Below are 18,832 nucleotides of genomic sequence, written 5' to 3' on the forward strand. Positions count from 1 at the left end.
TATTTCAACTGAGTTCGGCACGCCTGAAGCTAGAAGATTAGATAAATTGAGAACCTGCCTTACGGCAGAACCTCAATTTCCTAAATCTTTACGCTTCATAACGGGCGTGCCTCACATCTTATTTCAACTGAGTTCGGCACGCCTGAAGCTAGAAGATTAGATAAATTGAGAACCTGCCTTACGGCAGAACCTCAATTTCCTAAATCTTTACGCTTCATAACGGGCGTGCCTCACATCTTATTTCAATCGCTCAACTTCCCGGGCAATCATTAATTCCTCATTGGTCGGAATGACAAGCACCTTCACCTTTGACTCCGGAGTCGAGATAATCCCGTTCGCCCCACGGACATTCAGCTCCGGCACCAGTTCCATGCCGAACCAGGACAAGCCCGCCACCACATCACGCCGGACATCTGTATCATTTTCACCGATTCCGGCAGTGAAAATCAGTGCATCAGCGCCATTCAGCACACCGAAATACTGGGCAATGAACTTTTTCAACCTGTCAACAAACATCTTATAGGCCAGAATGGCCTTGGCATTGCCCTCAGCCACTGCCGTCTCAAGGTCGCGCATGTCGCTGGACAGTTCGGACACACCAAGGATGCCGGATTTATTGTTCAATTCGTCAATTAATTGTTGTGCTGACTTCAAATCCTCACAATGCTCAAGCAGATAAGGGATAATTGACGCGTCGAGGTCCCCCGAGCGCGTCCCCATCATCACTCCCGCCAGCGGCGTGAAGCCCATCGATGTGTCAATGGATTCGCCGTTTTTAATCGCTGTGATTGAAGCGCCGTTGCCGATATGCGCTGTGATTAATTTCAACTCATTCAGCGGCTTGCCGAGCACCTTGGCAGCCTCATATGCCACATATTTGTGAGAAGTCCCATGTGCCCCATACCTGCGAACCGCAAAGTCTTCGTAATATTTTGTCGGAATCGGGTAGCGGTAGGCCTCTTCGGGCATTGTCGTATGAAAAGCCGTGTCAAAAACCGCCACTGCCAATGCCTCCGGCAAAAGACGCTGAAAAGCCTCAATACCGAGCACATTTGCCGGATTATGCAGCGGCGCAAGACTTGAAAGCGACTTAATCTGCTCCAGAACCTCGGGCGTGATGACTGTTGATTCCTTGAAGTTTTCGCCGCCGGCCACAACCCGATGGCCGATTCCCGTAATCTCGCGGAAATCATTGATTAGATTAAAATGAATCAGCTCGTCCATTAAGAGCAGGACAGCCTGCTTGTGGTCAACAATATCTATGGCACGTTCATGCGACTCACCATTGAATTTGACGGTTGAGCGTGAGTTCGGCAGACCGATGCGCTCAAAAATTCCTTTAGCAATGACGCGCTCCTCAGGCATCTCAAAAAGCTGCCATTTTAAAGACGATGAACCTGCATTGACTGCGAGTGTTTTTACCATTTTCTAGTCCCTTCTGAAAGCGTTTATTTATAGATTTAAGTTTATCATATTTTTGGGCGAAAACAAAATCTCACCTGAAATTAGAAAAACACTCCGATTCCTCGAAGTGTCATAATCAAAATTTATTTCTTCAGTCGCTCGGTCGTGACGCACATGGAGCTAAAGCTCTAGCAATTTCTAGAAGCTGAAGCTTCTGAAATTGTCTGCACCCTACACAAGTGACTGCTGTCCACTCTCGCTACAGCGCTGAAGCACCTAGTCGAGTCGCAGTGCGTCAAAGCCTCCCTCAATTGAGCTCCTTACATTCGCTGCGCTCACTTCAGTCGCTCAACATCGCGTGCAATCACAAGCTCCTCATCCGTCGGAATCACAAAAATACGCACGCGAGATTCGGGCAGGGAAATGTCACCCGTCGCACCGAAAACATCCTTACTGGAGTCAACCTTGATGCCAAGCCAATCCAGCCCGTCCAGCACCGCTTCGCGGAATGGAATCGAATTCTCGCCGACACCAGCCGTGAAGACCAGCGCATCCGCCCCGTTCAAAACCGCCAGATATTGACCGATAAACTTCTTCACCCGGTCCGCATACATGTCAAAGGCCAGCTTCGCATTGGCATCTTTATCCATATTATCAATAATATCGCGCATATCTGATGAAATGCCGGACACGCCCTGAAGACCGGACTGCTTGTTCAGCATGTCAATCGCATCCTGCGCGTCCTTCAGCTCAGAATCACGCTCAATGATAAACGGCAGAATTGACGGGTCCAAGTCGCCGGAGCGCGTGCCCATCATGATACCGCCCAGCGGCGTAAAGCCCATTGACGTATCGACAGACTTGCCGCCCTTCACCGCCGTGATTGAGCCGCCGTTGCCGATATGCGCCGTGATAATCTTCGTCTCCTCAATCGGCTTGCCCAGGAGCTTTGCAGCCTCACCAGCCACATACATGTGTGAAGTCCCGTGAGCCCCGTATTTGCGGACAGAATACTCATCATAGTATTTGTTAGGCATTGGGTAGCGGTAAGCTTTGGCAGGCATGGTCGTGTGGAAAGCCGTGTCAAACACTGCCACCGAAGTTGCCTCCGTCAGAACCTCGTCAAAGACCCGCATAACTGCTGCTTCGGCAGGATTATGAAGCGGCGCATAAGGCGACAGCGCCTCAATTTTGTCCAAAACCTCCGGAGTAACAAGAGTTGACTCCTTAAAATCTTCGCCGCCAGCGACGATACGGTGCCCGATACCCGTAATTTCATTGATATCCGCCACAATCTTAAGACGTTTCAAATCATCCAGCAGAATCTTCACCGCCGTCTTGTGGTCAGGGATATCAGAAACCTGCTTGTCCTTCGTCTCCCCAAAGGTAACGGTCGAAACAGAATCCGGCAGGCCGATACGCTCAATCAGCCCCTTCGCAATCACTTTTTCCTCAGGCATCTCATACATCTGCCACTTCAGCGATGAACTTCCGGCATTAACTGCAAGTGTTTTGGTCATTTTCAATAATCTTCTTTCAAATGTTATTCTCTTATTTTATCACAATGCGACAAATAAAAGAACCGCGACGCGGTTCAAAACAGTTTATAATTTGGACAATCTTCAAATAAATGTCGAATTTTACAGTGTGTTCGTTGTCAACTGCGCCAGCAATTCCTCAAAAGCATACTCATACTTCTGAATATCACCCGCGCCCATAAAGACATAGACCGCCTGGTCATGATTAAGCAGCGGCGAAATATCATTCTCAGGAATCACCTTGGCCGGCTTTTGAATCTTATCGGCCAAATCATGAATATTCACATCATGATGGTCAACCTCGCGCGCAGAGCCGTAAATCTCGGCCAGATAAACCGAATCCGCGTGGTTCAAAACCTCCGCAAACTCATCCAGCAGCGCAATCGTCCGCGTAAAAGTATGCGGCTGGAAAACCGCCACAATCTCGCGCTCCGGATACTTCTGGCGGGCCGCATCCAGCGTCGCCTCAATCTCCGTCGGATGATGGGCAAAATCGTCGATAATCACAATATCGTTGATTTTCTTTTCGGAAAAACGGCGTTTCACGCCTTTGAACGTAGCCAGATACTCCGCAGATTTCGCCATGTCTTCACCAAGCTGATGCAGCACCGCAACCACCGCCAACGCATTCATCACATTGTGCTTACCAAAAGCCGGCAACGTGAACTCACCTAACCGCACACCTCGGAAATAAGCCGTGAAAGTCGAGCCCGTCGTCGTTCTGACAATGTCGCGCGCCTGATAATCATCATCCTCGCCGACACCATAGTAGAAAATCGGCGTCTTGCTTTTCAGCTTGCGCAGATATTTATCCTCGCCGAAAGCAAAAACCGCATTCTTGACCTGATTGGCATAATCCTGAAAAGCCGAGAAAACATCGTCAATATCATGGAAATAATCCGGATGGTCAAAGTCAATGTTCGTGATAATGCTGTATTCCGGATAATAAGGCATGAAATGGCGCTCATACTCGTCCGATTCAAAGACAAAATACTTGGCATCCTTGTGCCCCTGCCCCGTCCCGTCGCCAATCAAATAAGACGTGTCTTCCAGATTTGACAAAATATGGCTCAGCATGCCCGTAGTTGACGTCTTTCCATGCGCACCCGCCACACCGATTGAAATAAAATTCTGCATGAATTCGCCCAAAAACTGGTGATAACGCTTAAACGGAAAATTATTACGCTCTGCAAAAGCCACTTCCACATTATTATCCGCCCGGAAAGCATTGCCGACAATCAGCTCATACTCAGGCCTGATATTCTTCGCGCTGAAAGGCAGAATCGGAATCCCCGCCTGCTCAAGGCCGCGCTGGGTAAAATAATACTTTGTATCATCCGAGCCCTGAACGTTTTTGCCCATCTGATGCAGCAGAAGCGCCAGCGCAGACATGCCCGCGCCTTTAATTCCGGTGAAGTGATAAGTTTTTGACATGTATTGTATGATACCTTTCGTTAAATAGCATTCGCTCAAGAGCTCGGGCTTAAATAGCATCCGCTCAAGAGCTCAGCTTAAATAGCATTCACTCACAGCTCAAAACAGCTTTTGTACAAATGTTCGACTTTTGTAGCATTTATCTGTATTTGGCCATATCAATAGCCGAATAGAAATTCGGCTGTTTTATGATTTATTTTAGACCCCGCGGTCAAACAGACTTTCTCGTTTCTGCTTGAAATAATCTGTTGCCTCTCTGGAGAAAAGGTCACCCTGAATCGCTTTTTCAGCGCTGGCGCTGTCAAAGGTCACCTTGCTGGAGACATTCATCTCCTTGCGCTTCTGGTACTCATGCAGACGCTCTTCATTGATTCTAGGCTTCTCTTCAATTTTCGAGTGCAAGGTCGGACGCACGCGCTCCGTCGGATAAACATAACCTTTCGGACGCCGCGGCTGTACCGCTGCACGTTTCGCTCTCTCTTTCGACTCTTCCACAGCCGTACGGCGATGGCTGCGCTCGTAAGTATTCACCGGCTCGGCCGCCTCCGGGGAGCCGAGAGGGCGCTTGACAGAATTATAAGTTGTACGCTGGCTCTGAGGCAATTTTGAAGGTATACTTTGTACATCGCCGAAGCCCATCAGACGCGTCAAGGACTCTTCTTGATTACGGCTCGGCAGGCGCGTGAAAATCTGCTGATTATTCATCAGCGGCCTATTGTCCGGCGGAAATGTCATTTCATCCGGATAAAGTGGAAAATTTATTGTCATAGCCAAACCCCTATAATCCCCGATTTAAATGATCTTTTCTAATTTTACTCTATATGAAAAACTTTGTCAAGGCAAACGCTGATTTTTCCGAAAAAAATCAGTAAATTTAATGAAATCACTTAAACATTTGCAAGAAAATTTTGAAAGTCCAAAATCAGCAAATCCCTGTCCTTCAGCCATTTCAGCCGCTCGTCACGATAATAAACCCGATTCGACAGAAAAACAATCGCCGACTGCGCACGCAAATCCATTAAAACAAAAGTCCCCGTGTAGCCAGTATGCAGCAAATAGCCGCCCGGCAGCAAATCCCAGGCCAGACTGCGCGCCTTATCCCCCGACTCAGCAAAATTCGCCAGCAGCTGTAAATACTTGTCATCCGCAAAATAGCCCTGCACAAACCTCTCCAAATCAGACAGACTGCTAAAAAGCCCCGCCGAGCCGCAGTGCACACCAAGAACCCGAGCCTTCGGGTCATGAACAATTCCCGCCGGCCGATTCTCCACCGTCGGAATCGCATTTTCAACCGGCCCATAACTGGTCTCTGTCATCTGCCAGCGTTCAAAAATCCTTTTTTGGAAAATTTCTGCCAGAGATTGACCCTCCAGCTGCTCAAGCATGAAGCCTAGTAAAATAAAATTCACATCTGTGTACTTAAAAGCCCTGTCAGAACTGACTTCCAGCTGATTCATAGCCTCCGTCAAACCCGCCGCATCCAGCTGGTCGCGATGAGGAATAAAAGGATTAATCCCGCTCGTATGCGTCAAGAGCTGGCGAATCGTCACCGTCGATTCGTGCCAGGCCGGATAATAACTCTGCAAAGTAGCGTCCAGTTCGATTTCATTCGCCAAAATTTTGTCAATCAGCACCGTTCCGACACCGACAGCCTTTGACACAGAAGCTAAATCCCAGAGCTGCCCCGCTTTCCCATCAGCTGAAGCATTGAAAAAATACTCTTCGGCTTTTGCGCCGCGAATAAGCGCGAATTCACAGCTTTGGAAAATCCCTTGATTCAAATAGGAATTCACGCGTTCAAGAAATTCATTTTTCAAGCCAGAGCTCGATTCCTTCTGGTAAAGCGACCGACAAAAGGTCGCGCTCCGGGTCCAGATAAGGCGCAAAAGCAGAAAATCTATCGAATAGCTGGTTAAAATCTGCTTCTTTCGGGAGCTGAATCTGGATGGCTTCAATGTCCCAGGTGTACTCAAGATTACTTGGTGCCCGCTCTGCAAATGTCAGTTTAAACTTATCTGCAATTTCATCAAATATTTCAAAATCTTGCTTCGCTGCTGTGACGCTAGCCACATTTAATTCTACCTCAGCCACAGAAAAATCTGACAGTCCCTGGGCTTCTTTGCCCTCAAACTGCATCGATTCTATCAGCCAGAATTCATCTCCCTCCGGGGAAATAACTGAAAAGCCTTTCGCTCCCTGGAGTTCAACTGCTTTGGCGGCCTTATTTTCCCGGAAAATAGAAGCGACTTCTGCTGCACTGGCGAGCAATACCGTTCGGTGATGCTTCTTGACTCTATCTGCCGACAGGCGGTAATTCTCTTCTGGTGTCTCTTCCAGCAAAATGCGCGTCTCACCAGCTTTATGACCGCCCAATTCTACCATCGGGCCGTCTTCCAGCAACACTTTCATGCCGAGAACATCTCTGAAAAACTTCAGATTTGTTTCACGATTGTAAATACGGTAAACCGGAAGAATTTTCTCTGCTTTCATTTTACCTCCTCATCAGGCACTTGATTTTCTTAAAAATTAAATATTTGGAAAAATGTCAACTTATAGTTAACTTATTCTATATTTTATCAAATTTTGGCCCTCCTCTGGCTAAAAATGCATTTTGTTAATTTTCGAGCTTTTCTGCTATAATCTACTTATGAACTCAATACTTTCTCTGATTATTTTTGTCGTGATTGTCGTTGGAATCATCCTGCTGTGTGTTTTGACGCAGCGTTTCCGCCGCTGGTTCTGGCTGCTGCTGGCTTCGCAGATTCCTATGCTTCTGCTGCAAATCTTTATGGGAATCAATCAAAATACTGGAAGAAATCTTGTCGGTGACTGCATTGAAATCCTCATCTGGGCAGCTGTTGTCGGCACTTTCGTCTGGCTTGCCTATCGTGCGGCCCGAAAATACGACGTGATTCCGCCTTTCAGCTGGAAGTTCTTCCGCTGGGGACGCATGGTTATCGGCTTCCTGATGCTTTATTTTTCAGCTTTTGTGGTCAACATCATCACAATAATTCTGACAAATTCGTCTGTCGCAACAGATAACCAGCAGGCGCTGGACACACTGGCTCTGCAGATTCCTTTTCTCATCTACTTCCTGACAATCATGCTGGCCGGCTTCTTTGAAGAACTGGTTTTCCGGGTAGGCGCGTTCGAGATTCTCCTGCCCAATCATAAAAACTGGGCGGCTTTGGTTTCCATCGTTCTCTTCACGGCTGCGCACGGGCCGAGTGACCTGCCGAGCTTGTTCGTCTACGGCTTCTACGCAATTATTCTGACTGGATTTTACTACAAATACCGAAATTTCTACTTGAATATGTCCATTCATATGTTACTGAATACATTCGGCGGTGTCGTTTTCTTCCTGACTCAGATTCTTTAGTCTTTCTGATATAAAAAAATTCAACTTTCACGCTGAATTTTTTTATTTTACAGATAGATTACCTTGAAAAGCATGACTGCGCTGATACCGGCCAAAATCGGCATGACGAACGGTACCCAGGCATACCACCATTTACTGTCGCCTTTAGACTGACCAAGCACCGATTTCGGCAGAAGCCAGTGCACCAGGCGCGGTCCGAAATCACGGCCGGGATTAAGTCCTGGCCCTGTTGGACCGCCGAGACTCGCGACCAGCACCATGACAAGAAAACCTAAAGCCATGTGCGCAATTGCAAGACCCGGAAAGGCATAAATCTTTGTCTGCGCGACATTTGCCAGGTCGGACAGATTTGCCCCGCTGCCGGACATTGCTTTTGTGATAAATGGAATAGTCTCCGCACCAAAGTAAAGCCGTGTCAAGCCCATTGCACCAAAAAACAGGATAAATGAGCCGATAAATTCATTCAGCGCGCCATTGATGGTTGCCACTTTGCGTGAAGCCTTGCTGCCGTCATCTGCAGCCGAAATCGTTGAAAATGAGCCCAGAATCGCATTCGGATTGCTTGTCTTGCGGTAATAAGGCAAGTAGGCAGCCACGACCAGCAATTGCCCAGCGATAGCGCCCAGCAGCTGCGCAATCAGATAAGGCAGAACATGCGCCCAGGGAAAAAGACCCGCCACAGCCAAGCCCAGCGTAAGACCCGCATTAATATGATTGCCCGAAACATTTCCGAACATCAGCGCCGGCACCATCACGCCCACACCATAGCCGATGCCGATAATCAGCCAGCTTTGCCCATGCGCCTTCGTTCCTTTTAACTCAACATTCGCCACCGCGCCATTTCCCAGAATAACCAGAAAAGCCGTGCCGATAAACTCTGTGATATACTTCACAGTCCAAGAATAATCCAATTTAAATAAAGCCTCCGAATTAGTATCGTTTTTAAGTATAACAAAATTATCAAGATATGTCAGGAATCAGCAATTGTAAGCGTTTTGCCGTATTTATGGTAAAATTATAACAATAAAGAACGAAAGCATGGAACAAAACATGGTACATTTTAATCATTTTTCAATCGTCGAAAAGACTTTGGCGGAGAAGCTTGCCGAGCTTGAGACCCTCGGCTTTAAACTTTCCAGCTCAAGCGACACAAAAACTATCCTGAAAGAATTTCTGGACAAAGCGCCAATTGACGACCGCGCGCTGCAAGCCACGACTGATTTGAATCTGACAGATTTTCTGAAATCTGACGAGACTCTAAACTGGAATATTTTCTGGACAATTGCACTACAACTGCAAGATTTCGTTGTGAATTTTGAGTTTGAAGTCGAGAAAGCAGACGAATTTGCCAAAACTGTCAACTTACCGCGCACAAATGGCGAACTTTCGTCCGAAAACTTGATTTCCGCGCTCTACCTGTTATTACTGTCCCGGCGCAAAACTGGCATGACCCTGGTTGAGTACTGGGTCAGCGAAGGCCTGCTGCCGGTCGACAACCAATACCACTTCTTCAACGACAAGGCGCTGGCGACTTTTGATACATCAAGCGTCAAACGCGAGAAAATCTGGGTAGAAACACCGCTTGACACACAGAATCGCGGCGAATACGACCTCATCTACGTAGAAATCCATCGCCCAGTTTTCAACGGCGAGCTTCCCTCCGTCATGACCGCCAGTCCCTATCACACCGGCATGAACGACGCAGCCAGCGACAAGGCGCTGCACAAAATGGAAGGAGATTTAGCTGAAAAGACACCAGGCGAAATTTCTGTCACAGCGCGCCTGCCGAAAGACCCAGGCTACGAGAAAAAGCCCGCTGAAGCAGTTGTTAATGAGGCCGAGCAGACTTTCACCCACAGCTGGACCTATTCACTCAACGACTACTTCCTGGCCCGCGGCTTTGCCTCCATTTACGTGGCAGGCGTCGGCACCAAGGACTCCGACGGCTTCCAGACCTCCGGCGACTATCAGCAGATTTACTCGATGAAAGCCGTGATTGACTGGCTGAACGGGCGTGCGCGGGCTTTCACTTCGCGTCAGCGTGACAAGGAAATCCGGGCGGACTGGGCCAACGGCAAGGTCGCGATGACTGGACAGTCCTATCTGGGTACTATGTCCTACGGAGTAGCGACTACAGGCGTTGACGGGCTAGAAGTCATTCTCGCGCAGGCAGGCATTTCCAGCTGGTACCATTATTATCGCGAAGGGGGGCTTGTGCGCTCACCTGGCGGTTTCCCAGGTGAGGATTTAGATTCGCTGGCCGAGCTCACCTATTCACGGAACATGGCTGGCGCAGATTATTTGGCCGGCAACTCTAAATATCAGACACAACTGGCTGAAATGTCCAGAGATTTGGAGCGTTCAAGCGGCGATTATAATCAGTTCTGGGAAGATAGAAACTACCTGCCCAATGTGCACAATGTCAAGGCCGATGTGCTGATTCTGCATGGTCTGCAGGATTTCAACGTCACAACTGACCAGGCGCTGAACTACTGGAAGTCGCTGCCCGCTGGCGCGCGCAAACATGCCTTTCTGCACCGCGGTGCGCACCTGCCGATTCATAACTGGCAGTCAATTGACTTTACAGAAGTCATTAATACTTACTTCTCAGCCAAACTGCTCAGCAGACCGCTGAATCTGGAGCTGCCCGCTGTCGTCCTGCAGGAAAACGGTCAATACGAGCACTGGACAAGCGTTGACGCTTGGGAGAAATCTGATGAGACGGTGATTCCGCTGGGCGACCATCACGTCAGCTTCGAGAATTCATACAAACACGCTGATTTTGTCCGATACGGTCAGAATTTCCAGACCTTCAAGAACGAACTCTTCGAAGGAAAAATCATCGACAACGCCGCCGTACTTGACCTTAGTTTGCCGTCTGCACTGACCATCAACGGCACAGCAAAAATTGAACTGAAACTCAAAATCAACGACAGCAAAGGACTCGTTTCCGTACAATTACTCGACTTTGGTACAAAAAAACGCCTGCCTGATGCACCCGTTCCAATCGAGCCGCTCAGCCTTGACCGCGGACGCCTCTTCAAGCAAGAACACCTGCTCGAAATCCCGCTGCGTCCAAGCCCCTATCAAGTCATCAGCAAAGGCTTCCTCAACCTCCAGAACCGTGAAGGACTCCTCAGCATCCGTCCTGTCCAGCCCGGCGAATGGATGACCGTGGAAATTCCGCTGCTTCCGACCATTTACAGTCTTGATGCAGCGGATAAACTGCGCCTCCTGATTTACAGCACCGACTTTGAGCACACTGTCCGTGATAACCGTGAGGCCACATACGAAATTGACCTTTCCCAGTCGAAACTGATATTGCCGAATTAGACCTAAACAATAAAGTGAGCAAATCAAAGCTCACTTTTTAATTCTAATAAATATGGAATTTTTTCACTAAACTGCTTCTCTTGTCCATAAATCTTCACCATCCCTAGCCGATTTATAAGAGCGGTACATACGGATTGTAGTGGGAATCAGCACCGAGGTCGAACCAAGCCAAGCCATTGGACTAGCAAAAACAACAATATCATAACTCATCATAGAAACGCCGATAATCGCGACTATCACGCGCATTCCCAGCTCCATGAAGCCGCAGATTGTAGGGATTTTCGCGTTGCCCAGACCCTGTAAGGTGCTTCGCGTAATGAAAAGGATGGCCAGCAGCCAATAAAATGTGGAATTTGCCCGATAGTAAATCTGCGTCAAATCAATGATTCTGGTAGCTGAGCGCGTAATAAATGCTGTGGTAACGTAAAAATGGAAAGTCTGCAGCAGCACGGCAAAGACAATCGACCATATAACGCCCATTAATAGTGCGTTCCGTAAGCCTTCGTTAATACGCTTGTAGCGCTTAGCACCATAGTTCTGCCCTGCAAAGGTGGCCATGGCAAGGCCTAACGACATCATCGGCAGCATGGCAAACTGGTCGACCTTTGAAGCAATCGAATTTGCCGCCACTGCATTTTCGCCCAGCATGTTGAGCGCCACCTGCAGCGTAATGGAGCCGATGGCGATGATAGATGACTGGAAGCCCATCGGGAAGCCGAGCCGGGCGTGTTCCTTGATTTCTTCCTTGCCCGGGTGCATCTCGCTGCGATTGAAGTGAAAATCCGGCACTTTTTTCTTGATATAAATAATCAGGAAGGCCACGGAGAAAGCTTGTGATATCAAGGTCGCGAGTCCCGCGCCCCAGACGCCTGCGTGCAGTCCCAAAATGAACAGATACTCAAGTCCGATGTTCAGCACAGATGCCAGAATAATCGCATAGAGCGGCGTTCTCGAGTCTCCCAGAGAGCGCAGCGCATTGGCCAGATAGGCATAAAGGTTCGGCACAATCATGCCGCCCAGGCCGAAATACATGAAGTTACGGCTGTTTGTAATCAAATCTGCCGGCGTCTGCATCAGCTCCAGAATCTGCTGCAGAAAAATCGAGGAAATAATGCCCAGAACCAGAGAAATCAAGACCGTAAAAAGCAGCCCCGTGTAAAAAGAACGCCGCACACCGTCAATATCTTTCGCCCCAAAACGCTGCGCAATAATAATGGCAAGACCGCCCGTCATGCCTTGCGCAAAGCCTACAATTAAAAAGTTAATCGCGCCGGTCGCGCCGACCGCAGCCAGAGCCATAGGACCCAGCGTCTGCCCGACAATCAGCGTGTCAACGGTCGAATAAAAAACTTGGAAAAAATTGCCGATAAGTAAAGGAACAGTGAATAAAATAATGCCTTTGAAAATGCTGCCAGTGGTAAGATCGTGCATGCCTTTATTCTACCATTTAAGCCTTGAAAAGCAAAATATTTATCGATTTATTTTCACAAAAAACAGGACTTGCCGCAAAAACAAGTCCCATCTCTATTTCAATCAATGATTAACCGCATTTTCCAGACGCTCTAAAGTCTCAGCACGGCCAAGAATCTCCAGCGCCTCATGCAGCTGCGGCCCATGCACATAACCCGTCGTTGCCACGCGAATCGGCATCCAGAGCGACTTCCCCTTAACGCCCGTCTCCTTCTGCACTTCCTTAAATAAGGGCAGGATAAAGTCTGCCTTAAACTCAGCTTCTGACAGGCTAGAAACATGCTGGTAGAATGACTTGACAACAGTCAAAGCAGTATCCTCTGCCATGACAGCCTGCTCAGCTTCTCCGAGCTCAGGGAAGGGCTTATAGAAGAAATCCGTCAGTTCCACGATTTCCTCGCCGTACTTGAGCTGCGGCTGATAAAGCTTGACCAGCTCCTCGGCGTGCGCATCATAACGGTTAGCAGCTTCCAGAAAAGGCTTCGTCAAGGCCATGACATCTGCCAAATCCGCCTTCTTGATGTACTCGCCGTCCATCCAGTCCAGCTTTTTCTGGTCAAACGAAGCCGGCGCCTTGCTCAAACGCTCCGGCGTGAACAGCTTGATGAGCTCCTCACGGTTGAAAATTTCCTCTTCGCCGCCGGGATTCCAGCCCAGAAAGGCGATGAAATTGAAAATCGCCTCCGGCAGATAACCCTTCGCCCGATAATCCTCAATGAACTGCAGCGTATTCGTGTCGCGCTTTGACAGCTTCTTGCCCGTCTCCGTATTGATAATCAGCGTCATATGTCCGAAAACCGGCGGCTCCCAGCCCAGCGCCTCATAAATCATCAGCTGCTTCGGCGTATTGGCAATATGGTCATCTCCACGCAAAACGTGCGAAATCTCCATCAGATGGTCATCAATCACCACCGCAAAGTTATAAGTCGGGTAACCGTCGGCCTTCTGAATCACCCAGTCACCGCCGATATTTCCGCCCTCAAAGCTGGTATGACCCTTGACGATGTCGTCCCAGGCATACACCCGTGTCTCGTGCACCTTGATGCGGACAGTCGGTACAATACCCTGAGCCTCACGCTCGGCCACATAAGCTTTCCGGGCTTCCTCATCCATGCCGGCGTACTCATTCACGTAGTGGGGGGCAATATGTGCTGCCTCCTGCTCCTCGCGAAGCGCTGTCAGCTCCTCCGGCGTCACATAACTATAGAAGGCTTTGCCCTCGGCCAAAAGCTGCTCGACATATTGATGATAAATGTCCAAACGCTCAGACTGGCGGTAATGCTCGTGGGTCTCGGGCGACTCATCCCAGTCCATGCCCAGCCAGCGCAGATTATCCAGCTGCGAACGCTCGCCGTCCGCCACGTGACGCTTGCGGTCGGTGTCTTCAATACGAATGATAAAAGTGCCGCCGAAATGACGGGCAAACAAATAGTTAAACAGTGCAGTACGTGCGTTACCAATATGCAGCAGACCTGTTGGGCTCGGCGCATAACGCACACGAATCTTATCGCTCATTTGATTCTCCTTGAATATCTCATAAACTCATGCTATTTTACCATAAATTCAGACGGATTGAAAATGAAGCATTTCTCAGGTAAATGTTATAATTATCTATCATGAAATTCAAAATTGACACAGCCAAAACAAGTGACTTAGCAGGCATCCTGAATGTTGAGCGCAGCAGCTTTCCAGCCAGCGAAGCAATGTCAGAGCAGACTTTCCGCGACAAAATCCGGCTCATTCCTGACACTTTCCTAGTCGCTCATACGGAAAATGGTGCAGTTGCGGGAATCTGCCTCGGCCCGACAATCAAGACGCGTTACATTGACGACCGACTTTTCATAGAAACTCAGGCAAACTCAAGACAAGACACAGTTCAGACAGTCCTCAGCCTAGCTGTTCTCCCTAAGTACCGCAGCCGGCAGCTGGCCTCTGATTTGCTCCAGAACTTTATTGAGCGTGCCCAGGCAAAGGAAAACCTCAAAATCATCAGCCTGACTTGTATTGACTCTCTCATTCCATTTTATGAGGCAAAAGGCTTTGTCAACGAAGGACTCTCAGCTTCCCAGCTGGGCGGAGAAACCTGGTACAACATGGTGCTTAACCTCGCGAAAATATGATTTAACAAACCAGACAAAAAAATCCGATTTGTCCGGATTTTTTTGTACACATTTGCCTAAACTGCCTTTTTATATAAATAATTTGCGACGATAAAGCTAATCACTGTTATAACAAGCATCCAGAGCAGCGCTGTCCAAAGCTCGCCTTGACCGACTGGCTGCTGATTCAGCAAATTCCGAATGGCATTCGTAATGGAAGTGAGAGGCTGATTCTCCGCAAACCAGCGCACAGGCCCAGGCATTGTCTCAGTGGGTACGAAGGCCGATGACAGCATCGGTAAAAATGTCAGCGGATAAGCCAATGCACTCGCACCTGTCATTGATTTTGCCAAAATCCCCGGAATGGCGTTGAGCCAGGTCAAGGCTAGGGTCAGGAGGAGAAACAGGGCAATGACGCCGAGCCAGGCGCCTAGGTTCGCGCCTGTGCGGAAGCCCATGATGAGCGCCAGAACGATGATGAGCGCGAATGAAATCAGGTTCGAAATCAGTGAGGTCAGCACATGCGCCCAGAGGAAGCTGGAAGATTTAATCGGCATTGATTTGACTCGGGCAAACATGCCTTTCTGGCGGTCTTCAAAAAGGCGGTAGCCCACGTAGGAAGTGCCCATAGCTGCGGCCATTATCAGGATTCCCGGTAGTAAGTAGTTAATATATGCAGTACCACTGCCTAGTGACTGCTTAATCGAGCCGCCGAAGACGTAGACAAAGAGCAGCATGAAAGCCACCGGCATCATGACCGTCGTGATAATCGTATCCGCGCTGCGGGTAATATGCTTCATGGTTCTGCCGAATAAAATCATAGTGTCTCTTATCATTTCACGGCCTCACTTTCTGTGTTCTGTGTCGCTTCTGGTTCTGCTGTTCGTTTGGAGACAATATTCAAGAAAATGTCTTCAAGTGTCGGCTGTTTTTCAACCATCTCAATTTTCGGTGCTGGAATCAGTTTCTTCAGCTCGTCAAACGTTCCCTCTGCCACAATTCGCCCCTCGTGCAGAATCGCAATGTGGTTGGCTAATTTCTCTGCCTCTTCCAGGTATTGCGTCGTCAGGAAGAAAGTCGTACCGCTGTCGGCAAGCTTCTCAATCAGCTTATAAACCTCAATGCGAGCCTCCGGGTCCAGACCTGTCGTCGGCTCATCCAGGAAAATCACCTCCGGCGCGCCAATCATCGACATGGCAATATCAATACGACGTCGCATCCCGCCCGAATACGCCGCCAAAGCCTTATCCGCCGCTTCTGTCAGGCTGACCTTCTCAAGCATCTCAAGCGCGACTTTTTTCGGATTTTTGACCTTTCTCAGCTTCGCAATCAGCTCTAAATTTTCACGTCCAGTGAGAATATCATCCACAGCCGCGAATTGGCCGGTTAGGCTGAAAGACTGGCGTACCTTCATTGCTTCCCTCAGTGTATCAAAACCATTGACTCTGATTGTTCCCTCGTCCTGCTTCATCAACGTTGTCATCATGTTAATCATTGTGGTTTTTCCTGCGCCGTTTGTGCCGAGCAGCGCGAAGATTTCACCTTTTTCAACGGTTAAATCTACACCTGTCAGAACTTCTTTTGTTGATTTTTTTGTCGTAAAGGATTTTTTTAGTCCTCTGACTTCAATTATGTTTTCCATATTTCTATTTTCCTTGCTACTTTATGCTACTGAATATAAGTATTACTGACTACCTGCCGTAAAATTAAGAGATGATTTCATCTCTTAGCAAAATAATCATTCAGTGTCTTGCGATGCTTATCCAGCCAGTTGACATTTCCGGATTCTTTATCAAAGAAAACATCACAGAATTCGGCCACATCAGCGCCGACAACATTTTTGACCGGCAAACCATCCATTGCTGAAACTTCAAAGAACTCAAGCAAATCAAAGAACCTCTGCCAGTCATTGCCCACTAGCCCCGTATTGTAGCTGTATTTTTCAATCGCCTTATAAGTCGTTTGATAATCCGCAGGCAGAGCCTTCACACGCGCCTGGAGCTCACGATACTCTCTCTTTTCCTCGCGCCAATTTTTACCAAAAATCGTATCCAACATTGCCATTTTAATCACCAACTCTCTTATTCAGCTTCTCACGCTGCTTCTCTTCCCAAGTCTTTGTCTGACTATCAACCATTTCATCCAGAAAAGCCGCCACATCAGGACCCGTCACGTCTGTCAGCTTTCTTCCCTCAGACGCCACCTCTTCAAGCAAGTCCAGAATATGGTCAAAAACAAACTTGAAATCTTCCCACTTCGTCAGTCCGCTCACCCAGAGATACTTCTTTATCTGCTTGTAATCTTCATAGTAGCCGTCCGGCAATGCCTTCGCCCGCGCCTCAAACTCTCGCCAGACTTTCTTTTCTTCAAGACCAAGCGCACGGTCAATAATATTTCTTTTTTCAGCCATTATTATTCACTCTTTCTTTTTACTTCTCAGTATTCTGTATGACTCCATATTCAACTGACTGATGAGCAGGCATACGCAGTTCCTCAATTTTTCCAGAAACAAAGTCCCATTTCTTCCAGAACTTCTTCAGCTCTGCCCTTCCAGCCTCATTCAGCGTATAAAACTTACGCGGCGGTCCCTGCGTTGACTTGCGCTTCTCAATCATAACCAAGCCATTCTTTTCCAGCCGCATCGTAATCGTATAGACAGTTCCCTCAACAATGTCTGTGAACCCAAGTTCACGCAGCTTTTGAGTAATCTCGTAGCCATAAGTCTCGCCGCGGCTGATGATTTCAAGTACACAGCCCTCAAGTGAGCCTTTCAGCATTTCTGTGATGTCTTCCATAATTTCGTTACCTTTCTCAGTATTTTGTAGTAATGATATTCTGCATTACTAACTACAGCTACATAATAACACAGAGTACTAATCTTGTCAACTAATATGTATCACAAAATAGTCCTTTTCGAGAAAATGCCCATTATCGCTTGAAGCACAAGCTTTCACAGCATAATGAAAAAAGCCCATTTTCTGAGCTTTTCAACCTTTTTCCAAAGCAACAAGTTCCCGACTTCTGGAAGAATTATCTTTTAACTTCCGCAAAAATCATACGGCCGGCACTTGTCTGCAAAACTTTCGTAACCGTTGACAAAACAGTTTTGCCGATTAAACGGTCCGTGTCCTCAATGACCACCATCGTTCCATCAGGCAGATAAGCAATTCCCTGATGGCGCTCAGTCCCTTCCTTCACAATGACCACTGATAAATCTTCGCCAACCATGACCTGCTGCTTGACCGCATTGGCCAGGTCATTTATATTCAGCACTTTGACCCCTTGAATCTCGGCCAGCTTGTTCAGATTGAAGTCGTTCGTGACAAGCTTTGCTCCTTGTTCAACAGCATAGCGCAAAAGCTTGGTGTCAACCTCTTTTAAATCTTTATAATCCAGGTCAGAAATAGTGATTTCATCCCGGATGCTATTGACCAAATCAAGCCCGCGCCGCCCTTTGGCTCTCTTGAGGACATCGTTAGAATCCGACAAAGTCTGTAATTCCAGCAAAACAAAATTCGGCACAATGATTTCCCCGTCTAAAAAGCCAGTTTTAATAATGTCAAAGACGCGGCCGTCAATGATAACGCTGGTATCAAGAAGTTTAATATTTTTATCAGTCTTTGTATCATTACTTACATCAGCATTTTCGTCATCGTTTGCAGCATTAATTCTTTTACCTTGACGGAAAATTGTTCGAGCAATATCCTCGCCTCGCCGGTAAAAAATGACATAGCCCAAATATCCCAGTGCTATGATAACCAGTGCCGCCAAAACATTCGACAAAACTGGAATATGCAGCATCGAAATGGGAAGACTAATCAAAAGGCCTAGAAGCAAGCCCAGAATTACTCCTACTACAGTAAAAATACTTTTTGACAAATTGAGTCCTGCAACTATGTTATCAAGCCGCTTAAGCCCAGCCAAAATGGAATTCATCAGGAAAAATATGATTACTAGAAAAATAAATGCACCAATAATTCCGTTAAACCACTGATGATTCCAAAAGCCGTGCTGCTGTCCAATCAGTTCCCAAGCCTCTGGAAAGGCTGTGATTCCGACAGATGCGCCGATAATTGCCGCTAGGACGTACACAATAATACGTCTCATAGTAAAAAATCCTTTCTTTTTATACTTAAATTAAAATAGTATATTGTTTATTATATCACACCTCGCAG

At 47.7% G+C, this 18,832-nt stretch carries 18 protein-coding genes; 3 read left to right on the top strand and 15 right to left on the bottom strand.

Annotation, left to right across the window (positions count from 1 at the left end):
• Nucleotides 1-237: 237 nt before the first annotated feature.
• The 6 genes from ACYQ2E_RS09260 to ACYQ2E_RS09285 all read right to left on the bottom strand — a co-directional run bounded on the left by ACYQ2E_RS09260 (nt 238) and on the right by ACYQ2E_RS09285 (nt 6,866).
• Nucleotides 238-1,425 carry an acetate kinase gene (locus tag ACYQ2E_RS09260; protein ID WP_460017784.1) on the bottom strand — a complete coding sequence of 396 codons (1,188 nt, stop codon included), beginning with the start codon at nt 1,423-1,425 and terminating at the stop codon, nt 238-240.
• A 314-nt stretch (nt 1,426-1,739) separates the two neighbouring features.
• Complete coding sequence (locus tag ACYQ2E_RS09265) at nt 1,740-2,924, bottom strand: acetate kinase (protein ID WP_460017785.1); 1,185 nt, start codon at nt 2,922-2,924, stop codon at nt 1,740-1,742.
• Between the two features lie 120 nt (nt 2,925-3,044).
• Entirely contained in the window at nt 3,045-4,376 is a 1,332-nt protein-coding gene (murC, locus tag ACYQ2E_RS09270) for a UDP-N-acetylmuramate--L-alanine ligase (protein ID WP_460017786.1), read from the bottom strand.
• Nucleotides 4,377-4,574: 198 nt separating this feature from the next.
• The gene (locus ACYQ2E_RS09275; protein ID WP_460017787.1) at nt 4,575-5,144 is read right to left on the bottom strand and encodes a hypothetical protein; all 570 of its coding nucleotides are present in this window, start codon (nt 5,142-5,144) and stop codon (nt 4,575-4,577) included.
• A 119-nt stretch (nt 5,145-5,263) separates the two neighbouring features.
• Nucleotides 5,264-6,193 (bottom strand): serine hydrolase domain-containing protein, encoded by a 930-nt coding sequence (locus ACYQ2E_RS09280; RefSeq protein ID WP_460017788.1) that lies wholly within the window; start codon nt 6,191-6,193, stop codon nt 5,264-5,266.
• A complete protein-coding gene (locus ACYQ2E_RS09285) occupies nt 6,183-6,866 on the bottom strand; it encodes a CppA N-terminal domain-containing protein (RefSeq protein WP_460017789.1) in 684 nt (227 codons plus the stop codon). Before ACYQ2E_RS09285 ends, ACYQ2E_RS09280 begins: the two co-directional genes overlap by 11 nt.
• A gap of 157 nt (nt 6,867-7,023) precedes the next feature.
• On the opposite strand from ACYQ2E_RS09285, the gene ACYQ2E_RS09290 reads away from it, so the two are divergent.
• Nucleotides 7,024-7,755, top strand: a complete 732-nt coding sequence (locus ACYQ2E_RS09290) for a CPBP family intramembrane glutamic endopeptidase (RefSeq protein WP_460017790.1) — start codon at nt 7,024-7,026, stop codon at nt 7,753-7,755.
• Between the two features lie 47 nt (nt 7,756-7,802).
• Here ACYQ2E_RS09290 and gla read toward each other — a convergent pair whose 3' ends face one another.
• Nucleotides 7,803-8,666 carry an aquaglyceroporin Gla gene (gene gla / locus ACYQ2E_RS09295; protein WP_460017791.1) on the bottom strand — a complete coding sequence of 288 codons (864 nt, stop codon included), beginning with the start codon at nt 8,664-8,666 and terminating at the stop codon, nt 7,803-7,805.
• A 139-nt stretch (nt 8,667-8,805) separates the two neighbouring features.
• On the opposite strand from gla, the gene ACYQ2E_RS09300 reads away from it, so the two are divergent.
• Nucleotides 8,806-11,088, top strand: a complete 2,283-nt coding sequence (locus tag ACYQ2E_RS09300) for a Xaa-Pro dipeptidyl-peptidase (protein WP_460017792.1) — start codon at nt 8,806-8,808, stop codon at nt 11,086-11,088.
• A 66-nt stretch (nt 11,089-11,154) separates the two neighbouring features.
• Here the strand turns inward: ACYQ2E_RS09300 and ACYQ2E_RS09305 are convergent, their stop codons facing one another.
• Both ACYQ2E_RS09305 and gltX read right to left on the bottom strand, forming a co-directional pair.
• Nucleotides 11,155-12,519, bottom strand: coding sequence for an MATE family efflux transporter (locus ACYQ2E_RS09305; protein WP_460017793.1), 1,365 nt, complete (start codon nt 12,517-12,519; stop codon nt 11,155-11,157).
• A 102-nt stretch (nt 12,520-12,621) separates the two neighbouring features.
• Nucleotides 12,622-14,073 carry a glutamate--tRNA ligase gene (gltX, locus tag ACYQ2E_RS09310; RefSeq protein ID WP_460017794.1) on the bottom strand — a complete coding sequence of 484 codons (1,452 nt, stop codon included), beginning with the start codon at nt 14,071-14,073 and terminating at the stop codon, nt 12,622-12,624.
• A gap of 101 nt (nt 14,074-14,174) precedes the next feature.
• Between gltX and ACYQ2E_RS09315 the strand changes: the two genes are divergently transcribed.
• Nucleotides 14,175-14,678 (top strand): GNAT family N-acetyltransferase, encoded by a 504-nt coding sequence (locus tag ACYQ2E_RS09315; RefSeq protein WP_460017795.1) that lies wholly within the window; start codon nt 14,175-14,177, stop codon nt 14,676-14,678.
• A 56-nt stretch (nt 14,679-14,734) separates the two neighbouring features.
• Here the strand turns inward: ACYQ2E_RS09315 and ACYQ2E_RS09320 are convergent, their stop codons facing one another.
• The 6 genes from ACYQ2E_RS09320 to ACYQ2E_RS09345 form a co-directional block, all read right to left on the bottom strand.
• Nucleotides 14,735-15,493, bottom strand: coding sequence for an ABC transporter permease (locus ACYQ2E_RS09320; RefSeq protein ID WP_460017796.1), 759 nt, complete (start codon nt 15,491-15,493; stop codon nt 14,735-14,737).
• The gene (locus ACYQ2E_RS09325; RefSeq protein ID WP_460017797.1) at nt 15,490-16,299 is read right to left on the bottom strand and encodes an ABC transporter ATP-binding protein; all 810 of its coding nucleotides are present in this window, start codon (nt 16,297-16,299) and stop codon (nt 15,490-15,492) included. The genes ACYQ2E_RS09320 and ACYQ2E_RS09325 overlap by 4 nt, the downstream gene beginning before the upstream one ends.
• 77 nt (nt 16,300-16,376) lie before the next feature.
• Nucleotides 16,377-16,721: a DUF1048 domain-containing protein gene (locus ACYQ2E_RS09330; RefSeq protein WP_460017798.1), complete on the bottom strand. Its 345-nt coding sequence runs from the start codon at nt 16,719-16,721 to the stop codon at nt 16,377-16,379.
• Nucleotide 16,722: 1 nt separating this feature from the next.
• Complete coding sequence (locus tag ACYQ2E_RS09335; protein ID WP_460017799.1) at nt 16,723-17,067, bottom strand: DUF1048 domain-containing protein; 345 nt, start codon at nt 17,065-17,067, stop codon at nt 16,723-16,725.
• Between the two features lie 19 nt (nt 17,068-17,086).
• Nucleotides 17,087-17,452 (bottom strand): PadR family transcriptional regulator, encoded by a 366-nt coding sequence (locus ACYQ2E_RS09340; RefSeq protein WP_460017800.1) that lies wholly within the window; start codon nt 17,450-17,452, stop codon nt 17,087-17,089.
• Nucleotides 17,453-17,687: 235 nt separating this feature from the next.
• Nucleotides 17,688-18,764, bottom strand: coding sequence for a PIN domain-containing protein (locus ACYQ2E_RS09345; RefSeq protein WP_460017801.1), 1,077 nt, complete (start codon nt 18,762-18,764; stop codon nt 17,688-17,690).
• Nucleotides 18,765-18,832: the final 68 nt, after the last annotated feature.

This window comes from Lactovum odontotermitis, from assembly GCF_054658595.1.